The sequence below is a fragment of the Coprococcus sp. TM115-187 genome (genome assembly GCF_027679115.1).
Classification (GTDB): Bacteria; Bacillota; Clostridia; order Lachnospirales; family Lachnospiraceae; genus Allocoprococcus; species Allocoprococcus comes.
Map to the genome: position 1 here is coordinate 17,550 of NZ_JAQEKS010000023.1, position 20,035 is coordinate 37,584.

Consider the following 20,035-nt stretch of genomic DNA (forward strand, 5'->3'; position numbering starts at 1 on the left):
TACACAGAAGAACAGGATAAAAATGAGTTATGATCGGACAGGAGGAAGTAACAAATGGAGAAACAGTATCAATACAATAGCGTAGAAGAGGCACTTGAAGAATTACGCCAGGGAAGGATTGTTCTGGTAACGGATGATCCGGACCGGGAAAATGAAGGGGATATGATCTGTGCGGCGGAATTTGCAACCCAGGAGAATATCAATTTTATGGCATGCCATGCGAAAGGGCTGATCTGCACACCGATAAGTGCAGCACTGGCCGGACAGCTTGGGCTGCCACAGATGGTTTCCGAAAATACAGATAACCATTCGACTGCATTTACGGTATCCGTTGACCATGTGGATACGACAACGGGAATTTCAGCAGCAGAGCGCGGATATACTATGCGTAGCCTGACAGAAGAAGGAACGAAACCACAGGACCTTCGAAGACCGGGGCATGTATTTCCGCTGGTGGCAAGGCATGGAGGTGTGTTGGTAAGAAATGGTCATACCGAGGCAACGGTTGATCTGATGCGTCTTGCCGGACTGAAAGAATGTGGAATCTGCTGTGAGATCATGGAAGAGGACGGAACGATGATGCGGACAGAGAATCTCTGGAAGTTGGCGAAGAAGTACGACCTGAAATTTATTACGATTAAAGATCTGCAGGATTACTGCAGGATCCATGAAAAACATGTCGTAAGGGAAGCATGTGCAAAGATGCCAACCCAGTATGGAGAATTTCAGATTTATGGGTATGTGAATGACATCACCGGTGAACATCATGTGGCATTGGTGAAAGGTGAGATTGGCGATGGGGAAGATGTTCTGTGCCGTGTACATTCCGAGTGCCTGACCGGCGATACTTTCGGATCTCTCCGCTGCGATTGTGGAAAGCAGCTGCAGTCGGCGATGCAGCAGATCGAGAGAGAAGGAAGAGGAGTTCTTCTGTATATGCGACAGGAGGGAAGGGGAATCGGTCTGATCAACAAGCTGAAAGCGTATGAACTTCAGGAACAGGGATACGATACCGTGGAAGCCAACATCCGTCTGGGATTTGCGCCGGATCTTAGGGAATACTGGGTAGGGGCTCAGATTTTATCGGATCTGGGAGTAAAATCACTCCGGCTTCTTACAAATAATCCGGAGAAGGTATATGGACTTTCCGGTTTCGGGCTTGCAATCCATGAGAGAGTACCGATTGAAATAGCACCGCAGAAATTTGATGCATTTTATATGAAGACAAAGCAGGAAAAGATGGGACATATCTTTAAAGAAATCAAATTTCAGTAAAAAGAGAATAAACAGTATTTATCATAGAAGAAACACTTTAATTACAGGAGGAAAAAAACATGAGACAGATCAACGTATTAGAAGGAAAAGTAGTAGCACCAGAAGGAATGAAAGTAGGAATTGTTGCTTCAAGATTTAATGAGATTATTGTCAATAAACTACTTGGTGGTGCGGTAGACGGGCTGGTACGCCATGGCGTGGAAGATGAAAACATAACGGCAGCATGGGTACCTGGAGCATTTGAGATTCCGACAGCAGCTTCTAAAATGGCGGCATCCGGAAAGTATGATGCGGTGATCTGTGTGGGAGCAGTGATCCGTGGAGACACGACGCATTATGATTATGTCTGCAATGAGGTATCCAAAGGGATCGCACAGGTCGGACTTGCAACCGGAGTGCCGGTACTATTTGGTGTGATCACGACTGAAAATATCGAGCAGGCAATTTCAAGAGCCGGAAGTAAAGGTGGAAATAAGGGATATGATTGTGCACTTTCTGCAATCGAAATGGTTAATCTTCTGAGACAGATGTAATTTCCGACTGCCGGTTACAAAAAAATCCTGTTTTCTGGCAGAATAAAGGGCAGATGCCGGGATTTACTGGACATTTATGTAGGAAAAAGGTATCATATCTGATAGGAGAAATCTGTAAAAGAAATAGTAAAGTTTCAATTCAGAGATAATGAAGGAGAAAATGAATTATGTATACAGCATCATCTGAGAGATATGATACCATGGTATATAACCGTTGTGGGAAAAGCGGGCTTTTGCTGCCGGCAGTTTCTTTAGGACTCTGGCACAATTTTGGAACCAATGCGGATCCGGAGAATATGAAGGCAATGTTGAGGACAGCATTTGATCTGGGAATCACCCATTTCGATCTTGCGAATAACTATGGACCGGAATACGGAAGTGCTGAGATGAATTTTGGGAAGATTTTAAAAGAAGACTTTGCACCATACAGGGATGAGATGATCATCAGTACCAAGGCAGGCTATGATATGTGGCCGGGACCTTACGGGAACTGGGGAAGCAGGAAGTATCTGCTCGCAAGCCTTGACCAGAGCCTGAAGAGAATGGGGCTGGATTATGTAGATATCTTCTATCATCACAGAATGGATCCGAATACCCCACTGGAAGAAACGATGGGGGCACTCGATTCCATCGTAAAGAGTGGGAAGGCACTTTATGTCGGAATTTCTAACTATGATGGTCCGACAATGGTACGTGCAGCGGAGATTCTGGAAGATCTGAAATGTCCGTTTGTCATTAACCAGAACCGGTATTCCATTTTTGACCGGACGATTGAACAGAACGGCTTGAAAAAGACGGCGAACCAGATGGGAAAAGGAATCATTGCATTTAGTCCGCTGGCACAGGGGCTTCTGACAGATAAATATCTGCACGGAATACCGTCAGACAGCCGGATTGCTGTGGATGGAAGATTTCTACATGCCGATGCATTGACGAAAGAAAAGCTTGCGCAGATCGAGGCTCTGAATAAGATGGCAGGTGAGAGAGGACAGTCTCTTGCACAGATGGCACTGAGCTGGATCCTGAAAGATGAGGATGTGACCAGTGTGCTGATCGGAGCGTCCAGACCGGAGCAGATCATTCAGAATGTGGAGATTGTGCAGAATACGAAGTTCACCCGGGAAGAACTGAAAAAGATCGATCAGATCAGCAGGGGCGATCTGTAAGTGAAACCTGCGCGAAGAAATTATTTGCAAAGGACGCAAAGAAAATATTGAATAAATGATTGACAGGAAGCAGCCATTGTGTTAATATAGTCCATGGTTGCTTCAGCAATCAACAATTTCATATAGGGGATTGGTCAAATGGTATGACAGGAGTCTCCAAAACTCTTAGCGGCAGTTCGATTCTGTCATCCCCTGTAACTTGAAGGACTCAGTTTGAGTCCTTTTTTTATCTAATGGACCAAGTGCGGAATGGTGATAGCGCAAAATACATTGATCTAATTTGGGTTTTCCCAATTCTTAATCAACCTAAGATCCGGGAGAAAGGGATTCATTTTAACTTCCGCAAGTCCAAATCAACTCTTCATTTCCAAAAACAAAATAACCATCCCACCATATATATATTCGACATAGTCACTATACATAGTGCATAAAAATGAAAGAAAATAATTGTAAAAAATGCCAAAAATTCAACTGTACGAAAGCACAAAATCCGTCAAAAAAGAATCTCGAATGCTACAAACTAAAAAAAGTGTCAAAAAAAGGAAGTAAAAATAGCTAAAGAAAATGAAAGAAAAACAGATACAGATAGTGAAAATAGATAAAAAAATTGGTTTTTTTACTGTACAATCTACAAAAGCTGAAAATATTGACAAAGAAAAAGTGTGAGCGTAATATAAGCATGACTTTTAGAGGACACTCTAAAAAGTACTATAAAATAAGAATAAAAAGAAAGGGAGGGAGCGATACGGAACATTTAACAGAGACTCTGTTAGAAGAGCTGAACTGCGAGACGGTGTTTACGATCCCGATATTCGGCGGAATACCGGTAAAAGAGTCGGTCGTAGTTACCTGGATCATCATGGCGGTAATCGTAGGACTTTGTATCATATTTGTCCGGAGCTTGAGCGTCGAAAATCCGGGAAAGGTTCAGCTTTTATTGGAATCCGCAATAGGAAAAGGACTGGACTTCTTTGAAGACATCATGGGAAAAGAAAACAGGAAATATATTCCGTATCTGATTACAGTGCTTATCTATATTGGGATAGCCAATATCATTGGTCTGTTCGGATTTAAGTCACCGACAAAAGACCTCAATGTAACAGCAGCACTTGCAATCATGAGTATGTGCCTGATTGAATTTTCCGGAATCCGGAAGAATGGATTTAAGCATTGGGCGGCGCATTTTGCAAAGCCGGTACCATTCGTAGCACCAATTATGGTTCTGGAGATTGTGATCAGACCATTATCACTTTGCATGCGTCTGTTCGGTAATGTATTGGGAGCGTTTGTTATCATGGAGCTTTTAAAAGCAGTGGCTCCGGTTCTTATCCCGATACCATTTAGTTTTTACTTCGATATTTTCGATGGATTCCTGCAGGCATATGTATTCGTATTCCTGACAGCACTTTTCATGAATGAGGAGCAGGAATAATCCCGAAATGACAGAAGAAACACAAATCTATAAGAAAAAAGGAGATTAAGATTATGTTAGTAGCAATTGGAGCAGCAGTAGCAGTTTTAACAGGTTTAGGAGCAGGACTTGGAATCAGCCTTGCAACAGGTAAAGCAGTAGATGCGATCGCAAGACAGCCGGAAGCAGAAAGCAAGATCAGCAAGAACCTGATCCTTGGTTGTGCACTTGCAGAGGCAACCGCTATTTACGGTTTCATTATCGGACTTCTTATCATCTTGATGCTGAAATAAGAAAAGTAAAATGAAGAAAGGCAGGTGGGACAGGTGATACAGTTTAATGTAAGCCTTCTCTTTACGATCATCAACCTGATTGTCTTTTATCTTTTGCTGAAAAAATTCTTATTCAAACCAGTAATGGGAATTATGGAAAAACGTGAAAAAATGATTGCTGACGGACTGAAGAATGCCAGTGATAGTCAGGAAGAAGCGGCGAGACTGAAAGCGGAATATGAAAAGGCTCTGGAAGGAGCAAAGGCAGAATCCATTCAGATCGTGGAAAAAGCTAAGAAAACTGCAGCCGGAGAATCAGAGCGTATCCTTCAGGAAGCCAATACGGAAGCCGTAGAAATCCTGAAAGATGCCAGAAAGACGATTGAAAATGAACGCAAGCAGACCATGAATGATCTGCAAAGTGAGATCGCAGGACTGGCAATGCAGGCAGCACGTAAGATTGTGGATGACACAAAAGGAAATCAGGATATATATGATCAGTTTCTGAAAGGTGCAGGTGATGCTCATGTCAATGAAGAGGTTAAATAAAGAGTATTGCTGTAGCCCTTCGGCAAAACAGTATGCACATGTTTTATATGAGCTTGGAATTTCAAAAGAAGCGGTAGGAGAGACTGAAAGGCTTTTTGAAGAAGTACCGGTGCTTGAAGAAACATTTGCAAGTCCGGTGGTACCGATGCGGGAAAAATTAAGTTCGATCGACAAGATTTTCCCGGAAGAAATAAAAAACTTTCTCAAGGTTGTATGCCGTAATCAGAGAATGAGCGAGATCAGTCAGATTCTTTTTGCTTATGACAGATACTGTAAAATGCAGGAAGGAATCCAGATGGCAACGCTTACCTGTGTGGAAGCACCAGATGAAAAGCGACTTGAGAAAATCAGAGAATTTCTTTGTGAGAAGTACCATAAGACAGATGTGAAGATTGAGATAGTCAAAGATCCGGCATTACTTGGCGGATTTATCTTAAAGACCGGTGATGATGAATATGACTGGAGTCTGAAAGGAAGATTATCGAGATTAGAGCAAAAATTGACCTGGAGGTGAACAAAGTGAGTTCAATTAGCTCAGATGAAATTATTTCTATTCTGAAAAATGAAATAGAGAACTTTGATCAGATCAGTAAAGACAGCGAGGTCGGTACGGTTGTCTCTGTCGGTGACGGAATTGCAAATATCTATGGAATAGAGCATGCAATGTACGGAGAAATCGTGACATTTGAAAATGGACTGAAAGGTATGGTTCAGGACATTCAGAAAGATACGATCGGCTGCATCCTGTTCGGATCAGATGTAGAGATCAAAGAAGGTACGAAAGTGATGCGTACCAAAAAGAAAGCCGGAGTACCGGTTGGCGATAAATTTATCGGACGTGTCGTAAATGCACTTGGAGCTCCGATTGATGGAGCGGGAGAAATCGAAGCAGAAGATTACAGACCGATTGAAAATGAAGCACCAGGAATTGTAGACCGTAAATCCGTCGGCGTTCCAATGGAAACAGGAATCCTTTCTATCGATTCTATGTTCCCGATCGGACGTGGACAGAGAGAGTTGATCATTGGAGACCGTCAGACAGGAAAGACTTCCATTGCTACAGACACGATTTTGAATCAGAAGGGTAAGGATGTCATCTGTATCTATGTAGCAATCGGTCAGAAAGCATCAACGATCGCAAAGGTTGTCAATACTTTTAAAAACGGCGGCGCAATGGATTACACCATCGTAGTAGCATCAACAGCAAGTGACTGTGCACCGCTTCAGTATATTGCACCATATGCAGGAACCGCGATCGCAGAACATTTCATGCATAAAGGAAAAGATGTCCTGATCGTTTACGATGATCTTTCAAAGCACGCAGTTGCATACCGTGCGCTGTCCCTGCTTCTTGGACGTTCACCGGGACGTGAAGCTTATCCTGGAGATGTTTTCTATCTGCATTCAAGACTGCTTGAGAGATCAAGCCGTTTAAGTGATGAAATGGGAGGCGGTTCGATCACAGCACTTCCAATCATCGAGACACAGGCAGGAGATGTATCTGCATACATTCCGACCAACGTCATTTCCATTACAGATGGACAGATCTTCCTGGAAAGTGATCTGTTCTTCTCAGGAATGAGACCGGCGGTTAACGTAGGTCTTTCCGTATCCCGTGTTGGTGGTGCAGCACAGACAAAGGCAATGAAGAAGGCAGCCGGAAGTATCCGTATCGATCTTGCACAGTATCGTGAGATGGAAGTATTCACACAGTTCAGTTCCGATCTGGATGCAGCAACAAAGGAACAGCTGGAATATGGATCTGGTCTGATGGAACTTCTGAAACAGCCACTCGGACATCCAATGTCCATGCATGAGATGGTCATCACCCTCTGCGCAGCACGAAATAAAGTGCTTCTGGGAATTCCGGTAAAAGAGGTTAAGAAATTCCAGATGGATATGCTGAATTATTTTGCAACAGTTCATCCGGAAATCAGTGAAGAGATTGAGCAGACAAAGGCTCTGTCCGATGAACTGGTTGCAAAGATTGTGGAAACAGCGAAGGAATTCAAAGACAGCAGGTGTTAATATGGCAAATATCAGAGAAATACAGACTCGAATCAACAGCGTCAAAGATACGATGAAGATCACGAACGCCATGTATATGATCTCGTCTACCAAGATGAGACAGGCGAAGAAAAAGCTGACAGATTCAGAGCCGTACTTTTACGGACTTCAGGGAGAGATTTCCAGAATCCTGAGGCATATTCCTGAGATCGAGCACCGGTATTTTGATGTGCGGGAAGAGATTCCAAAAGAGAAAAGAAAGATAGGTTCCATTGTCATTACTGCGGATAAAGGACTTGCAGGAGCTTACAACCACAACATTGTCAAGGTGGAGGATGAGATCCTGGAGGAACCGGGAGAGCATAAGCTGTTCGTAGTCGGTGAGCTTGGCAGACACTATTATGCGAATAAGGGTGTGGAAATTGACACCAATTTCCTCTATACTGTGCAGAAACCGACCATGCACAGGGCAAGAGATATCGCGGAAGTGATTCTTTCCCAGTATGAGAGAGGTGAACTGGACGAGGTCTACATCGTTTACACCAGAATGGAAAATTCGATGCTGACAACGGTTGAAAAAATGAAGATCCTGCCGCTTGAGAGATCTTCATTTAATGAAATGAAAATGCCGCTTAACATCCATAGAGAGGCGATCGCGCTTTATCCATCAGCAGAGGCGGTTCTGGACAGCATCGTACCAAACTACGTGGTTGGTATGATCTATGGATGTCTGGTAGAGGCATATGCAAGCGAACACAATGCGCGAATGACAGCAATGCAATCAGCAACAGACAGCGCGCAGGAAATCATCAAAGATCTTTCTATTATATATAACAGGGCAAGGCAGGCTGCGATCACACAGGAAATTACTGAGGTTTGTGCAGGCGCCAAAGCCCAGAAACGGAAAAGGAAGTGAAAACAGGTATGAATAAAGGACGTATTGTACAGGTCATGGGACCAGTTGTTGACGTTGTATTTGAAGACGGAAATCTGCCGCGCATCAAAGATGCCCTGCAGGTGGAGAACAACGGAAAAACCTGTATTATGGAAGTTGCGCAGCATCTGGGAAATGATGAGGTTCGTTGTCTGATGCTGGCAGCAAGTGAAGGACTTTGCAAGGACATGGAAGTAACCGCTACCGGTTCTGGAATTAAAGTACCGGTTGGAGAGCAGACCCTTGGACGTCTGTTCAACGTACTTGGAGAAACCATCGACAATGGCGAAGAAATCAAAGAAGATACAGAACACTGGGTGATCCACAGAGATCCGCCGTCATTTGAAGACCAGAGCCCGGTTGTAGAAATCCTGGAAACCGGAATCAAGGTTATCGACCTGCTTGCACCTTATGCAAAAGGTGGTAAGATCGGTCTGTTCGGCGGTGCCGGTGTAGGTAAGACTGTACTGATCCAGGAACTGATCCGTAACGTAGCCACAGAGCACGGCGGATATTCCATCTTTACCGGTGTTGGAGAACGTTCCCGTGAAGGTAACGACCTCTGGACAGAAATGAAAGCATCCGGAGTTCTGGATAAGACAGCCTTAGTGTTTGGTCAGATGAACGAACCACCTGGAGCACGTATGCGTGTCGCTGAGACAGGACTTACGATGGCTGAATATTTCCGTGATAAAGAACATCAGAATGTGCTTCTTTTCATTGATAATATTTTCCGTTTTACACAGGCAGGTTCCGAAGTATCCGCACTTCTTGGACGTATGCCATCAGCCGTAGGTTATCAGCCGACACTGGCAACTGAAATGGGTGAACTGCAGGAGAGGATCGCATCTACAAAGAATGGTTCTGTCACATCCGTACAGGCTGTCTATGTCCCTGCCGATGACCTTACAGACCCGGCTCCGGCAACTACATTTGCTCATCTGGATGCAACAACCGTACTCTCCCGTAAGGTTGTAGAACAGGGTATTTACCCGGCAGTTGATCCACTGGAATCTAACTCCCGTATTCTTGAGGCGGATATTGTCGGAGAAGAACATTATGAAGTTGCAAACCGTGTAACAGAGGTTCTGCAGAAATACAAAGAGCTGCAGGATATCATCGCAATTCTTGGTATGGAAGAGCTTTCCGATGAAGACAAGGCAACGGTTATGAGAGCAAGAAAGATTCAGAAATTCCTCTCCCAGCCATTCTTCGTTGCAGAGACATTTACCGGAGTTCCGGGAAAATATGTACCTCTGAAAGAGACGATCCGAGGATTTAAGATGATCCTCGACGGAGAAATGGATGAGTATCCGGAGAATGCATTCTTCAATGTAGGAACGATTGATGAAGTCATCGAGAAGGCAAAGGCTGAAAAAGCAGAATAGAGGTGCCAGGTATGGATACATTTGGACTTAAAATCATTTCCAGTGATCGGGTATTCTATGAAGGACGTTGCAGAAAGATGATCGTGCCGGTACCGGACGGCGGTGGAATGGAAATTCTTCCGCACCATGAAAATATGGTGATCGCTGTGGTGATCGGTGAGGCAATGCTTCAGTTTGAAGAAGGCGAATGGGTGAACCTTGCGGTCGGAGCCGGATTCCTTGAGATCGTCAACAACCGTGTGACGATGCTGGTGCAGACGGCAGAGAAACCGGAGGATATCGATGCCAGACTTGCCCAGGAGCAGATGGAGTATGCAGAAGAAAAGCTTCGCCAGAAACAGAGTATACAGGAATATTACCGGACACAGGCTTCGCTTTCAAGGGCGATGAACCGGTTGAAGGTGTCGAAGCGAAAAAAATGGTAAATAGGAAACAAATTTATGTGGAAGCGCGTAATCTACTACAGATTGCGCGCTTTTTCAATACGGAATTTTTGACAAAATTTATTGGGAAAAATGGTACAATCTTTTACAAAATAAAAGTTCCGATACAGGGTAGTTTGTGGTAGAATATATAACAGTGTGCGTGTACTGAGAAAAAGGATTTTGAGGTGTTCAAATAGAGTGTATTTCATCATAGAAGGAGCAAAACGTGGAAAAAGAAGAGCTTACGCAATTATTTAATTTCTTTCGGGAGATTGATAAGGAAAAATTTATTGGAAGGCAGACATATCTGACGGATGGGGTGCGTAAGGAGAATGACGCGGAGCATGCGTGGCATATGGCAATCATGACGGTTCTGCTTGCGGGATATGCCAATGAGAAGATCGATGTTCTTAAGACAGTGACGATGCTTTTGATCCATGATATTGTAGAAATTGATGCGGGGGATACCTATGCCTATGATGAAGATGCGAAGAAGACGCAGAGGGAACGGGAAGTGAAGGCTGCGGACCGGATTTTCGGACTTCTTCCGGAAAAGCAGGGAAAGGAATTTCGGGCGCTCTGGGAGGAATTTGAGGCACAGGAGACTGCTGAGTCGAAGTTTGCCCGGACGATGGACAATATCCAGCCGATCATGTTAAATGCGGCTACAGACGGCAAAGCGTGGGAGGAACACGATGTTCATATTGAACAGATCCTGAACCGTAACCGGAATACGGCAAAAGGCTCAGAAGCGATCTGGGAGTATGCGAAAGAAGAATTCTTAAGACCGAATCTGGAAAATGGCAAGATAAAAAAATAACATAAAAAAAACAAAAATCCCCCTTTTCATTTTCGTGAATATGGGGTATCATATACTACAGAGCGCAAAATATAGTGGAGAAACTTAAAAGTGACACTATATTTTGTGGAGCGATGGAACAAAGTTAGGAGAAAGTTGGGATGGATTTGGAAGTAAAGACGAGAGTAATCAAAAGAAACGGTGAGGAAGTAGACTTCCGGCTGGAGAAGATTGTGAATGCGATCAAAAAAGCGAATGAAGAGGTTGAGAACATCCACAGGATGAATGACTTTCAGATCATTGCAATTGCGGAGAAGATTGCACAGCAGGCAGAGGAATTTACGCATGCAGTGAATGTGGAGGACATCCAGGATATGGTTGAGACCGGCATTATGGAGATGCGTGGTTATGAGGTTGCCCAGAAGTATGTCCGCTATCGCTATAAGAGAGAATTAACCAGAAAGTCGAATACAACGGATAACGGAATTCTTGCATTGATCGATCATATGAACGAGGAAGTAAAGCAGGAGAACTCCAATAAGAATCCTGTGATCAATTCTACACAGAGAGATTACATGGCAGGAGAGGTCAGCAAGGACCTTACCAAGAGAGTCCTTCTTCCGGAGGAAATCGTCCGTGCACACGAAGAAGGAATCATTCATTTTCATGATATGGACTATTTTGCGCAGAAAGAGCACAACTGCGATCTGATCAACCTGGAGGATATGCTCCAGAACGGAACTGTCATCAGTGAGACGATGATCGAGAAACCACATAGTTTCTTTACCGCGTGTAATGTGACCACACAGATCGTTGCACAGGTTGCAAGTAACCAGTATGGCGGACAGTCATTTACTCTGTCACATCTTGCACCATTCGTAGATGTAAGCCGTCAGAAGCTCCGCAAGAGTGTCATTGAAGAAAGAATAGAATCCGGAGAGGTTCTGGATGATGCGATCATCGACAAGATCACAGAGAGAAGGCTTCGTACCGAAGTACAGAGCGGAATCCAGACGATCCAGTATCAGCTGATCACACTGATGACCTGTAACGGACAGGCACCTTTCGTAACGGTGTTTATGTATCTGGATGAGGTCCCGGAAGGAAGAACCAGGGATGACCTTGCGATGATCATCGAAGAAGTGATGAAGCAGCGTATGCAGGGTGTTAAGAATGAAAAGGGTGTATGGATCACACCGGCGTTCCCGAAGCTGATCTATGTACTGGATGAAGATAATATTACTGAGGATTCCAAATACTGGTATCTGACTGAGCTGGCTGCAAAATGTACGGCAAAGCGTATGGTGCCGGATTATATTTCTGCAAAGATCATGAAAGAACTGAAAAACGGAGATGTTTATCCGTGCATGGGATGCCGCTCATTCCTTACCGTAGAAGATTCCCAGAGAAATGCAGACGGAAGTCATAAGTTCTATGGACGTTTCAATCAGGGGGTTGTAACGATCAACCTGGTTGACGTGGCATGTTCAGCAGAGGGCAATATGGAACGTTTCTGGGAAATCCTGGATGAGAGACTGGAGCTTTGTCACAGAGCACTCCGGTGCAGACATGAACGCCTTCTCGGAACCGTTTCAGATGTTGCACCGATCCTGTGGCAGAACGGGGCACTTGCCCGTCTGAAAAAGGGTGAGACGATTGACAAGCTGTTATTTGACGGATATTCCACCATTTCTCTTGGCTATGCAGGACTTTATGAGATGTGTATGCGGATGCTTGGCAAATCCCATACAGATCCGGAGGCGAAGCCATTTGCACTGGCAGTTATGCAGCGCCTGAATGATAAATGTAAAGAATGGAAAGAAGCAGAAAATATCAGCTATTCCGTATATGGCACACCGATGGAATCTACCACATACAAGTTTGCAAAATGTCTGCAGAAGCGTTTCGGAATCATTCCGGGCGTCACAGATAAGAACTATATTACGAACAGCTATCATGTACATGTTACTGAAGAGATCGATGCATTCAGTAAGCTGAAATTTGAATCGGAATTTCAGAAGCTTTCACCGGGTGGGGCGATCAGCTATATCGAAGTACCGAATATGCAGACCAATATTCCTGCGGTACTTTCCGTATTACAGTACATTTATGAGAATATCATGTATGCAGAGCTGAATACCAAGAGTGATTTCTGTGAAGTCTGCGGTTATGACGGAGAGATTAAGATCATCGAAGACGAGACCGGAAAGCTGGTATGGGAATGCCCGAACTGTGGCAACCGGGATCAGGATAAGCTCTTTGTAGCGAGAAGAACCTGCGGATATATCGGAACCCAGTTCTGGAATCAGGGAAGGACCCAGGAGATTAAGGACAGGGTACTGCATCTGTAAGGATGGAAATGTTTTTGAAAAAATAGTGAGAAGATATAATAAAGGACACGGCTTTCGCTTGGCGAAGCCGTGTCCTTTATTATAAATTATTTAAAATTAATTGGATAAACGTCTTTTATCAAACCATCCTGGTCATAAGAAAAATAGATTTTTTCGACCATTTCTTCTTTATTGATTTTAAAAGTCACAAGAACTGTTTCAGAATCATCTGTTTTGGAATCAAGTGAAATATCTTTTACAGCTATTTTGGTATTATTAACAGCTGTCTCTGACAGATAGGTCTGACCATAGGTTGAAACAAAATATTCTAATCGGTCGCTCTCAAAATATTTTCCTACAAGCTTGTTCCAGTTCTCAAGAATTTTCTCAGAATTGGCGAAAGCATCATCAGAATTTGCATCAGTATTTTCACCGATTACGGTAGAAGCATCCGGAGAGTATAATTCTTCATTTGGCGCGGAAAACATTGCATTGATTACTGCTTCAGCTTCCGGACTTACGGCTGATTCAGATGCTTTTTTGGTTGAGCAGCCAGTAAGAAGAATGAACAAAAATAACAGAATAAAATAAATTTTTGGCGCTACTTTTTTCGTCATGAGAATCCCTCCTTTGCTTGTGGGGGCAGTTAAAATAGTTTTCTTACCATTGGATTGATCTGCCTTTCACATTTTGGGTGTTTATAAGTATAGTATAATGGAGCTGGCTGTAAAACGCTACTATTATTTTTGCAAAAAAGCAGTTGCTTGGACGACTGTATGCGGACAAATCGTAGCAGCACTTATCACAGCATTTGGAGGAGTCAAAAGACCGCCGGAGCGGTTGGAATCGTGCTTTACCGGAGGACAATAGTAGTTGATTTTCGGGTGCGATTTGCTATAATTGATAAGAAGAGTAAGAATGGACAGCAGAGTAGTACTGCTATAATGAGAAAAAGGGAAGTATAAAGATATGAATTACGGAACAATCAAAAATTACGATATCGCAAATGGAACCGGCGTCAGGGTCAGCCTTTTCGTATCCGGCTGCCGGCATCATTGCAAAGGATGCTTCAATTCCGAGACCTGGGATTTCAATTACGGCAATCCATATACCAAAGAAGTAGAAGCACAGATCCTGGAAGCCTTAAAACCCGCATACATCCAGGGATTTTCCCTCCTCGGCGGAGAACCCTTCGAACCGGAGAACCAGAAAGAGCTTGCCGGACTCTTGCAAAAGATCAAAGAAAGCTACCCGGAGAAAAATGTCTGGTGCTACACCGGATATCTCTATGATGTAGACCTCATCCCCGGCGGAAAAGTCTACACCGAATACACTGACAAGATGCTCACCTGTATCGATACCCTCGTAGACGGCGAGTTCATTGAAGCTGAAAAAGATCTCACCCTGGAATTCCGCGGAAGCCGCAACCAGAGAATCTTTCACCTTGATGAAATCCGCCAAAATGCGAAAAACTAAAATAATTCATTGACAAAAAAAGACCACTGTGCTATAAATAACAAGTGGTCTTTTTTAGATCATAAAATCAAATAGGGGATTGGTCAAATGGTATGACAGGAGTCTCCAAAACTCTTAGCGGCAGTTCGATTCTGTCATCCCCTGTAGAACCCTCTCGGAAGTAGTTCCGGGAGGGTTTTTATACTTTAATAAGTATTTCTTGAACAAAATACAAAAAGGAGTGACAGTATAATTTTCTAATGCTATGATGTATAGAAACGTAAAGTATAAGTGAGGTGTGGAAAATGAAAATTGAATTAAAAAAATGGAGTATTGAAGATAAAGAATCCCTTATTAGAATATGTAATACTATAGATAGAAACTATTTATCAGATAGATTACCAAATCCATATACTAATGAATCAGCAGAATGGTGGTTAAACATAGTAAAAGAAAATGAGGGAAAAACGGGTATATTTCGAGAAATTATTGTTGATGGCAAAATAATAGGAACAATATCAGTTGAACAAAAAGAAGATGTCTATCGAAAAGATGCTGAAATAGGATATTATTTATTACCAGAAGAATACTCAAAAGGAATCATGACAGAAGCAGTAAGACAAATCTGTGAAACAGCTTTTGAAAAATTAGACATCATCCGAATCACAGGGCTGGTATACGAACCTAATATTGCCTCCAGAAAAGTACTGGAAAAGAACAACTTTATACTTGAAGGCACAATGAAAAAAGCAGTCATCAAAAATAATAATATTTATGATCTTTGCATTTACGGAAAAATAAGATAACAAGTTGAAACAATAAGTAGATCTGCAACCAATAAATGTAAGCGGCAACGAAGCAAAATAATTCCCCTCAGATTCAATTTTTGTGCAATGGAGATGAAACGCAGGAATCGTGGAAGCCTCTGCTGAACACGATTCCCGCTCTAAGCGGTTCATCGGAATGGTTTGCACAAAGAATCTGAGGGGAATTATTTTGCTTCGTTGCCGTCACAACCTATAAATTTGCAAACTTAAAAATATCTTTAGAAATTAAAATCCAACTCATACACCTTAACAGGTCTCCCCTTCGCATTGGTTGTCTGCGTATATGCGAGCCTCGCAACTCCCCCATTTTCCAGATTCTGAATAATCCGGTTTGCATTTCTCACCGTACTTCCCATACGTTCGGCAAGCTCGTGCGTTGTAATCTTATTTGAACCGGCAGCATGCATACTGGCAAGGACTTTCTTGATCGTAACCGGTGAAAGATTACACTGCTTTGCAATCTTTCCAAGATTCTGCACATACTGATTCTGGATCACTCTCCGGTCGGATGAACCCAGAGGTCCGATCATATCTCCGTTTTCATTCTGGATAAAACTTTTTCCAAACTGAACAGCCTCTTTGCGGGCATTTACAGAATTACGGATCGCATTGTCAAAATTTGCCCCGATTCCGTATCCAACAGCACATTCAAAATGCAGTTTGCCGGTGAGAAATTCATTCAGTTCGCAGACCTTGTTATTGTGCGTAATATGCTGCAGCATTTCCACAGTGGTCAGGGCACTGCAGTGATTATCCACTTTCTGAGGAATACAGTTCATCAGATTCTTTTTAAAGAAATCTTCCATACAGACATAGATCTGATGGATATTTTCCGGTGTGTTATCTGTCGAACTATGGGGAGATACATTGATGATAACCGGAAGGTTGGAACGCATGTGCTCCAGCTCGATCGTGGACAGAAGTTCATTTGCAAGATCCCGGATATGGCTGACACTTGGCAGCGGATAGATCGTCGGGATCCCGTGCGCACGAAGCTCCGGCAGGATATTACTGTACTGACAGAGAACCATATCCATTTCATTGTTGTTCCACATACGGATCAGCTCTGAAAGGACATGATTTTCAATCGTACTGATACTGGTGTGGGTCAGTGCCTTGGTCCAGTTGTTAATATGTGGTGGAACTGTATCAATGTCCAGCTCCTTAAGGAAAGCGGTTGCAGTACAGCCGCCATCGATCGGAATCAGGAAATCCAGAATAATCCGGTCCATATCCAGATCCCGGTTGGAAATCAGCAGATTCAAAAGAGCACGGTACAGACCGGCTATATCAATTTCAAAGGATACAATCGGACGGTTATAAGCGTGCGCAGTTGACTCAATGGCAGCTTTTGCGATCTTACCACTGATAAGAAATCCGTCAGTGTCCCCGGCGTAAGAATCGTAAACTTCTGATATTGTGTCAAATTTGTTGTAGGAAACCACCTGGATGTCGCAGTTTAGTTTTAGTTCTGAGACGATCTGCGAGATAGGTTCCTTTAAGTACTGGCTGGTAATAGCCACAATTTTTCTTCTCATTTTCTTTCACCTCTCAAAAAGTATCATATAAAATTATCTTCCATAAATCAACCATAATATTCTGAAAATTAAAAAAATAACGATTAAATAGGTAAAAACAACGAAAATCAAGAATATTCTGTAATATTATTGACTAAAATTTTAGAAGTTGGTATTATGTAATCATGATAACTATTCTGTAAATGTTCCAAAAACTAATAAAAATGTTCTGTAAATATTCTAAAAGTAGAACAGTATTTTTAATGTAAATGGCAGGAACAAAGTTAAAGGAGGGCTTAGTATGAATTACTATGAAAGAGCATTGGAATTAAAGGATGAAACAATTGCAAACCGCAGACACATCCACAAAAATGCTGAAACTGGTCTGGATCTTCCAAAGACCAAAGCTTATGTTATGGAAAAGCTGACAGAATACGGACTTGAGCCGAAGGATTGTGGCTACGGGGTAACAGCTACACTCGGCAAAGGGGGAAAGGTTCTTCTTCTGAGAGCAGATATGGATGCACTTCCGATGCCGGAAGAAAGCGGAGAAGAATTTGCATGTCCTACAGGAAAAGAAGCACATACATGCGGACATGATTTCCACGCTGCAATGCTTCTTACAGCAGCAAAGATGCTGAAAGAAAAAGAAGATACACTGGAAGGAACTATCAAATTCATGTTCCAGCCGGCAGAAGAGACTTTTGAAGGAAGCAAGAATATGATCGAGAATGGTATTCTTGAGAATCCTCCGGTTGATGCAGCACTTGCATACCATGTATCACCGGGAAAAATGCCAATCGGACTTTTTATGTACAATGATAAGGATACGATGATGTATTCTGTAGATGGATTTAAGATCACCATCCATGGAAAAGGATCCCATGGTGCTTATCCACATGTAGGAGTTGACCCGATCAACATCGGAGTTCATATCCATCTTGCATTGCAGGAACTGATCGCAAGAGAAAGTGATCCGACACATTCTTGTGTACTTACAATCGGACAGTTTGCAGGCGGAACTGCAGCAAACATCATTCCTGAGACCGCTGTTCTCCAGGGAACGATCCGTACCAACAAGCCGGAAGCAAGAGAACTTCTGGTCCGCAGAATGAAAGAAGTCGCTGAAAAGACAGCAGCTGTATATAACGGAACCGTTGATATTGAGATGATCTCAGAAGTTCCTCCGCTGATCTGCAATCCGAAGCTTACCGACGAAGTGGTTGGATATATGCAGGAGCTTGGAATTCCGGGACTCACACCATATCCGGGAATTTCTGCAAGTGCTTCTGAAGATTTCGCAGTGATCGCTGAAAAGGTTCCAAGTACATTTATGTATCTGTCAGCAGGATATCTGGATGAAAGAGGACAGTATCCGGCACATCATCCGAAAGCACAGTTTAATGAGGATGTTTGCCCGATCGGAGCAGCTTGTCTTGCACATTGCGCTTCACAGTGGCTTAAAAATAACAAATAGAGAGTAAAGGTTTCTTTAGGAACAGGAGGAGAAAAATATGAGTAAAGAACAGCAGGCTCAGGTACAGCCACAGGTTGCGATTCCGCTTCCGAAGGCAAAGAAAAACTTGGTTCAGATCGGATGTATCTGCATGATGCTTTCTGTAGCAATGTATGGACTGGTATTTGCAACGTTAACAGCACCTATCCTTGAAAAAGTTGATGCGATGGGATATGTAGGACTCTTCTCTATCGTAGGTGCGATCGGTGTATCGATTATGACTCCGATCGGAGGAAAATTAGGTGACCTTATTGGTAGAAGAAACATTGTAGTGATTCCTGGAATTATCTGTGCACTTGCAGGTTTTGCATTTGCATTTGTGAGATCTCTGATTCCACTGATGATCCTCAGACTGATTGTCAGCCTTGCACAGGGCGCATTTACAGCAGCACCATACATTATCGCAGGTCTTATCAATGAAAGAAAAGATGTACCAAAGGCAATGGGTATGCTTGCAACCGCAATCGCTGTTGGTGGATTTGGAGGAAGTATCATCGCAGGTATTTTAACAGATATGGGATTATTGACTGTGGCAATCCTTATGCCGGCAATTCCACTTATTCTTGGTATAGTACTGATTGGAATGAACATGCCGAATCAGAAAAGAGAAGGAAAGGTTACGATTGATGTTCCGGGGATGATCGCACTCATCATATCACTTTGCGGAATTCTGCTTGCACTGAACTTTGGATCTTCTATGGGATGGACAAATCCAATGATTCTTGCAGGTCTTGTAATTGGTATCATTGCTCTTATTGCACTTGTTAAGATTGAAAATAAAGCTGCAGAGCCGTTGATTCCAATGAAATTATTTAAAAATAAAAACTACACAGTACTCCTTATTGTAGGATTTATCTGCTATTTCTATCAGAATGCCATGAACTATTATGCACCGATCGGTGCCATGCAGGTTATGGGAGCATCCACGAGTGCAGCAGGTGCACTGCAGATGCCTCGTACACTGATTACAATCATTCTTCCTACTATCGCAGGTGCATGGGTAGGAAAGAAAGCTGCCAATGCATGGAAAGCAATGGTAATTGGTACAAGTCTTGCAATGATCCCGATGGCTGTGATGGCGTTGGTAACAAATTCAGGTGCTTCGATCATGATTTATTTTGTAGCACTTGCAGTTACAGGTATTGCTGAAAGCTTCCGTGCTGTATCCATTACGCCAACAGCACAGGCAATGCTGGCACCGGAAGATATGGGAATCGGAACTTCTCTGGTTAACTTCGCAAACTCACTTTCAGGAACAATTGCAGTTGCAGTATTTGCAGTCGCATATAATGCAAGTACATCAGCTGATCCGACCAATGTAGCACTGATCCAGAATGGTGTAAAATCTGTATTCTGGACAGCAGCAGTCGTTACTCTGATTGGACTTCTTCTGGTAATCTTCATTGTAAAACCGGAGATGAGCAAGAAAGCAGCAGAAAGCAAATAGAATATTGAAATCCATGTGAACATGTGAATAAGAAGCCGGGGCGGATGTGAAAAAGCATCTGCCCCGGTTGTTATCTGGAGAAGTCTTTTATAGATCTGCCGGATACAGGGATGAGAATGGAAATGACATATGTTTCAGGTAAATGCAGATTGCATTTCAGAAAATCAAGAGTATAATAAGAAAT

At 43.0% G+C, this 20,035-nt stretch carries 19 protein-coding genes and 2 tRNA genes; 19 read left to right on the forward strand and 2 right to left on the reverse strand.

Features of this window, described 5'->3' with window-relative positions:
* Positions 1-54: 54 nt before the first annotated feature.
* The 14 genes from PGW42_RS12710 to nrdD all read left to right on the forward strand — a co-directional run bounded on the left by PGW42_RS12710 (position 55) and on the right by nrdD (position 13,110).
* Complete coding sequence (locus PGW42_RS12710; RefSeq protein ID WP_270203779.1) at positions 55-1,275, forward strand: bifunctional 3,4-dihydroxy-2-butanone-4-phosphate synthase/GTP cyclohydrolase II; 1,221 nt, start codon at positions 55-57, stop codon at positions 1,273-1,275.
* 59 nt (positions 1,276-1,334) lie between these two features.
* A complete protein-coding gene (gene ribH, locus PGW42_RS12715) occupies positions 1,335-1,808 on the forward strand; it encodes a 6,7-dimethyl-8-ribityllumazine synthase (protein ID WP_008374369.1) in 474 nt (157 codons plus the stop codon).
* 167 nt (positions 1,809-1,975) lie between these two features.
* The gene (gene mgrA, locus PGW42_RS12720) at positions 1,976-2,974 is read left to right on the forward strand and encodes an L-glyceraldehyde 3-phosphate reductase (protein ID WP_270203780.1); all 999 of its coding nucleotides are present in this window, start codon (positions 1,976-1,978) and stop codon (positions 2,972-2,974) included.
* 124 nt (positions 2,975-3,098) lie between these two features.
* A tRNA-Trp gene (locus tag PGW42_RS12725) sits at positions 3,099-3,169 on the forward strand.
* Between the two features lie 484 nt (positions 3,170-3,653).
* Entirely contained in the window at positions 3,654-4,406 is a 753-nt protein-coding gene (locus tag PGW42_RS12730) for a F0F1 ATP synthase subunit A (protein WP_270203781.1), read from the forward strand.
* Positions 4,407-4,459: 53 nt separating this feature from the next.
* Entirely contained in the window at positions 4,460-4,678 is a 219-nt protein-coding gene (atpE, locus tag PGW42_RS12735; protein WP_008374373.1) for an ATP synthase F0 subunit C, read from the forward strand.
* Positions 4,679-4,711: 33 nt separating this feature from the next.
* Positions 4,712-5,206 carry a F0F1 ATP synthase subunit B gene (gene atpF / locus PGW42_RS12740; protein WP_270203782.1) on the forward strand — a complete coding sequence of 165 codons (495 nt, stop codon included), beginning with the start codon at positions 4,712-4,714 and terminating at the stop codon, positions 5,204-5,206.
* Complete coding sequence (atpH, locus tag PGW42_RS12745) at positions 5,184-5,720, forward strand: ATP synthase F1 subunit delta (RefSeq protein ID WP_117556893.1); 537 nt, start codon at positions 5,184-5,186, stop codon at positions 5,718-5,720. The genes atpF and atpH overlap by 23 nt, the downstream gene beginning before the upstream one ends.
* Before the next feature lie 5 nt (positions 5,721-5,725).
* Positions 5,726-7,234: a F0F1 ATP synthase subunit alpha gene (gene atpA, locus PGW42_RS12750; protein WP_270203783.1), complete on the forward strand. Its 1,509-nt coding sequence runs from the start codon at positions 5,726-5,728 to the stop codon at positions 7,232-7,234.
* 1 nt (position 7,235) lies between these two features.
* Entirely contained in the window at positions 7,236-8,129 is an 894-nt protein-coding gene (atpG, locus tag PGW42_RS12755) for an ATP synthase F1 subunit gamma (RefSeq protein WP_008374377.1), read from the forward strand.
* Between the two features lie 8 nt (positions 8,130-8,137).
* Complete coding sequence (gene atpD / locus PGW42_RS12760) at positions 8,138-9,535, forward strand: F0F1 ATP synthase subunit beta (RefSeq protein WP_117556895.1); 1,398 nt, start codon at positions 8,138-8,140, stop codon at positions 9,533-9,535.
* A gap of 11 nt (positions 9,536-9,546) precedes the next feature.
* A complete protein-coding gene (gene atpC, locus PGW42_RS12765; protein ID WP_117556897.1) occupies positions 9,547-9,960 on the forward strand; it encodes an ATP synthase F1 subunit epsilon in 414 nt (137 codons plus the stop codon).
* A 226-nt stretch (positions 9,961-10,186) separates the two neighbouring features.
* Positions 10,187-10,780, forward strand: coding sequence for an HD domain-containing protein (locus PGW42_RS12770; RefSeq protein WP_055249251.1), 594 nt, complete (start codon positions 10,187-10,189; stop codon positions 10,778-10,780).
* Between the two features lie 140 nt (positions 10,781-10,920).
* Positions 10,921-13,110: an anaerobic ribonucleoside-triphosphate reductase gene (nrdD, locus tag PGW42_RS12775; protein ID WP_117556901.1), complete on the forward strand. Its 2,190-nt coding sequence runs from the start codon at positions 10,921-10,923 to the stop codon at positions 13,108-13,110.
* Positions 13,111-13,196: 86 nt separating this feature from the next.
* Here nrdD and PGW42_RS12780 read toward each other — a convergent pair whose 3' ends face one another.
* Entirely contained in the window at positions 13,197-13,706 is a 510-nt protein-coding gene (locus tag PGW42_RS12780) for a hypothetical protein (protein ID WP_270203784.1), read from the reverse strand.
* A gap of 352 nt (positions 13,707-14,058) precedes the next feature.
* Between PGW42_RS12780 and nrdG the strand changes: the two genes are divergently transcribed.
* The 3 genes from nrdG to PGW42_RS12795 all read left to right on the forward strand — a co-directional run bounded on the left by nrdG (position 14,059) and on the right by PGW42_RS12795 (position 15,350).
* Positions 14,059-14,565, forward strand: a complete 507-nt coding sequence (gene nrdG, locus PGW42_RS12785; protein ID WP_270203785.1) for an anaerobic ribonucleoside-triphosphate reductase activating protein — start codon at positions 14,059-14,061, stop codon at positions 14,563-14,565.
* A 73-nt stretch (positions 14,566-14,638) separates the two neighbouring features.
* A tRNA-Trp gene (locus PGW42_RS12790) sits at positions 14,639-14,709 on the forward strand.
* Positions 14,710-14,849: 140 nt separating this feature from the next.
* Positions 14,850-15,350: a GNAT family N-acetyltransferase gene (locus PGW42_RS12795; RefSeq protein WP_195412987.1), complete on the forward strand. Its 501-nt coding sequence runs from the start codon at positions 14,850-14,852 to the stop codon at positions 15,348-15,350.
* Positions 15,351-15,589: 239 nt separating this feature from the next.
* On the opposite strand, the gene PGW42_RS12800 is transcribed toward PGW42_RS12795, so the two are convergent.
* Positions 15,590-16,909, reverse strand: a complete 1,320-nt coding sequence (locus tag PGW42_RS12800; RefSeq protein ID WP_270203786.1) for a hypothetical protein — start codon at positions 16,907-16,909, stop codon at positions 15,590-15,592.
* 280 nt (positions 16,910-17,189) lie between these two features.
* Here PGW42_RS12800 and PGW42_RS12805 point away from each other — a divergent pair, with 280 nt between their 5' ends.
* Together PGW42_RS12805 and PGW42_RS12810 are read left to right on the forward strand one after the other, a co-directional pair.
* Complete coding sequence (locus tag PGW42_RS12805) at positions 17,190-18,365, forward strand: M20 family metallopeptidase (RefSeq protein ID WP_008374392.1); 1,176 nt, start codon at positions 17,190-17,192, stop codon at positions 18,363-18,365.
* 37 nt (positions 18,366-18,402) lie between these two features.
* Positions 18,403-19,851: an MFS transporter gene (locus PGW42_RS12810; protein WP_270203787.1), complete on the forward strand. Its 1,449-nt coding sequence runs from the start codon at positions 18,403-18,405 to the stop codon at positions 19,849-19,851.
* Positions 19,852-20,035 lie beyond the last annotated feature (184 nt).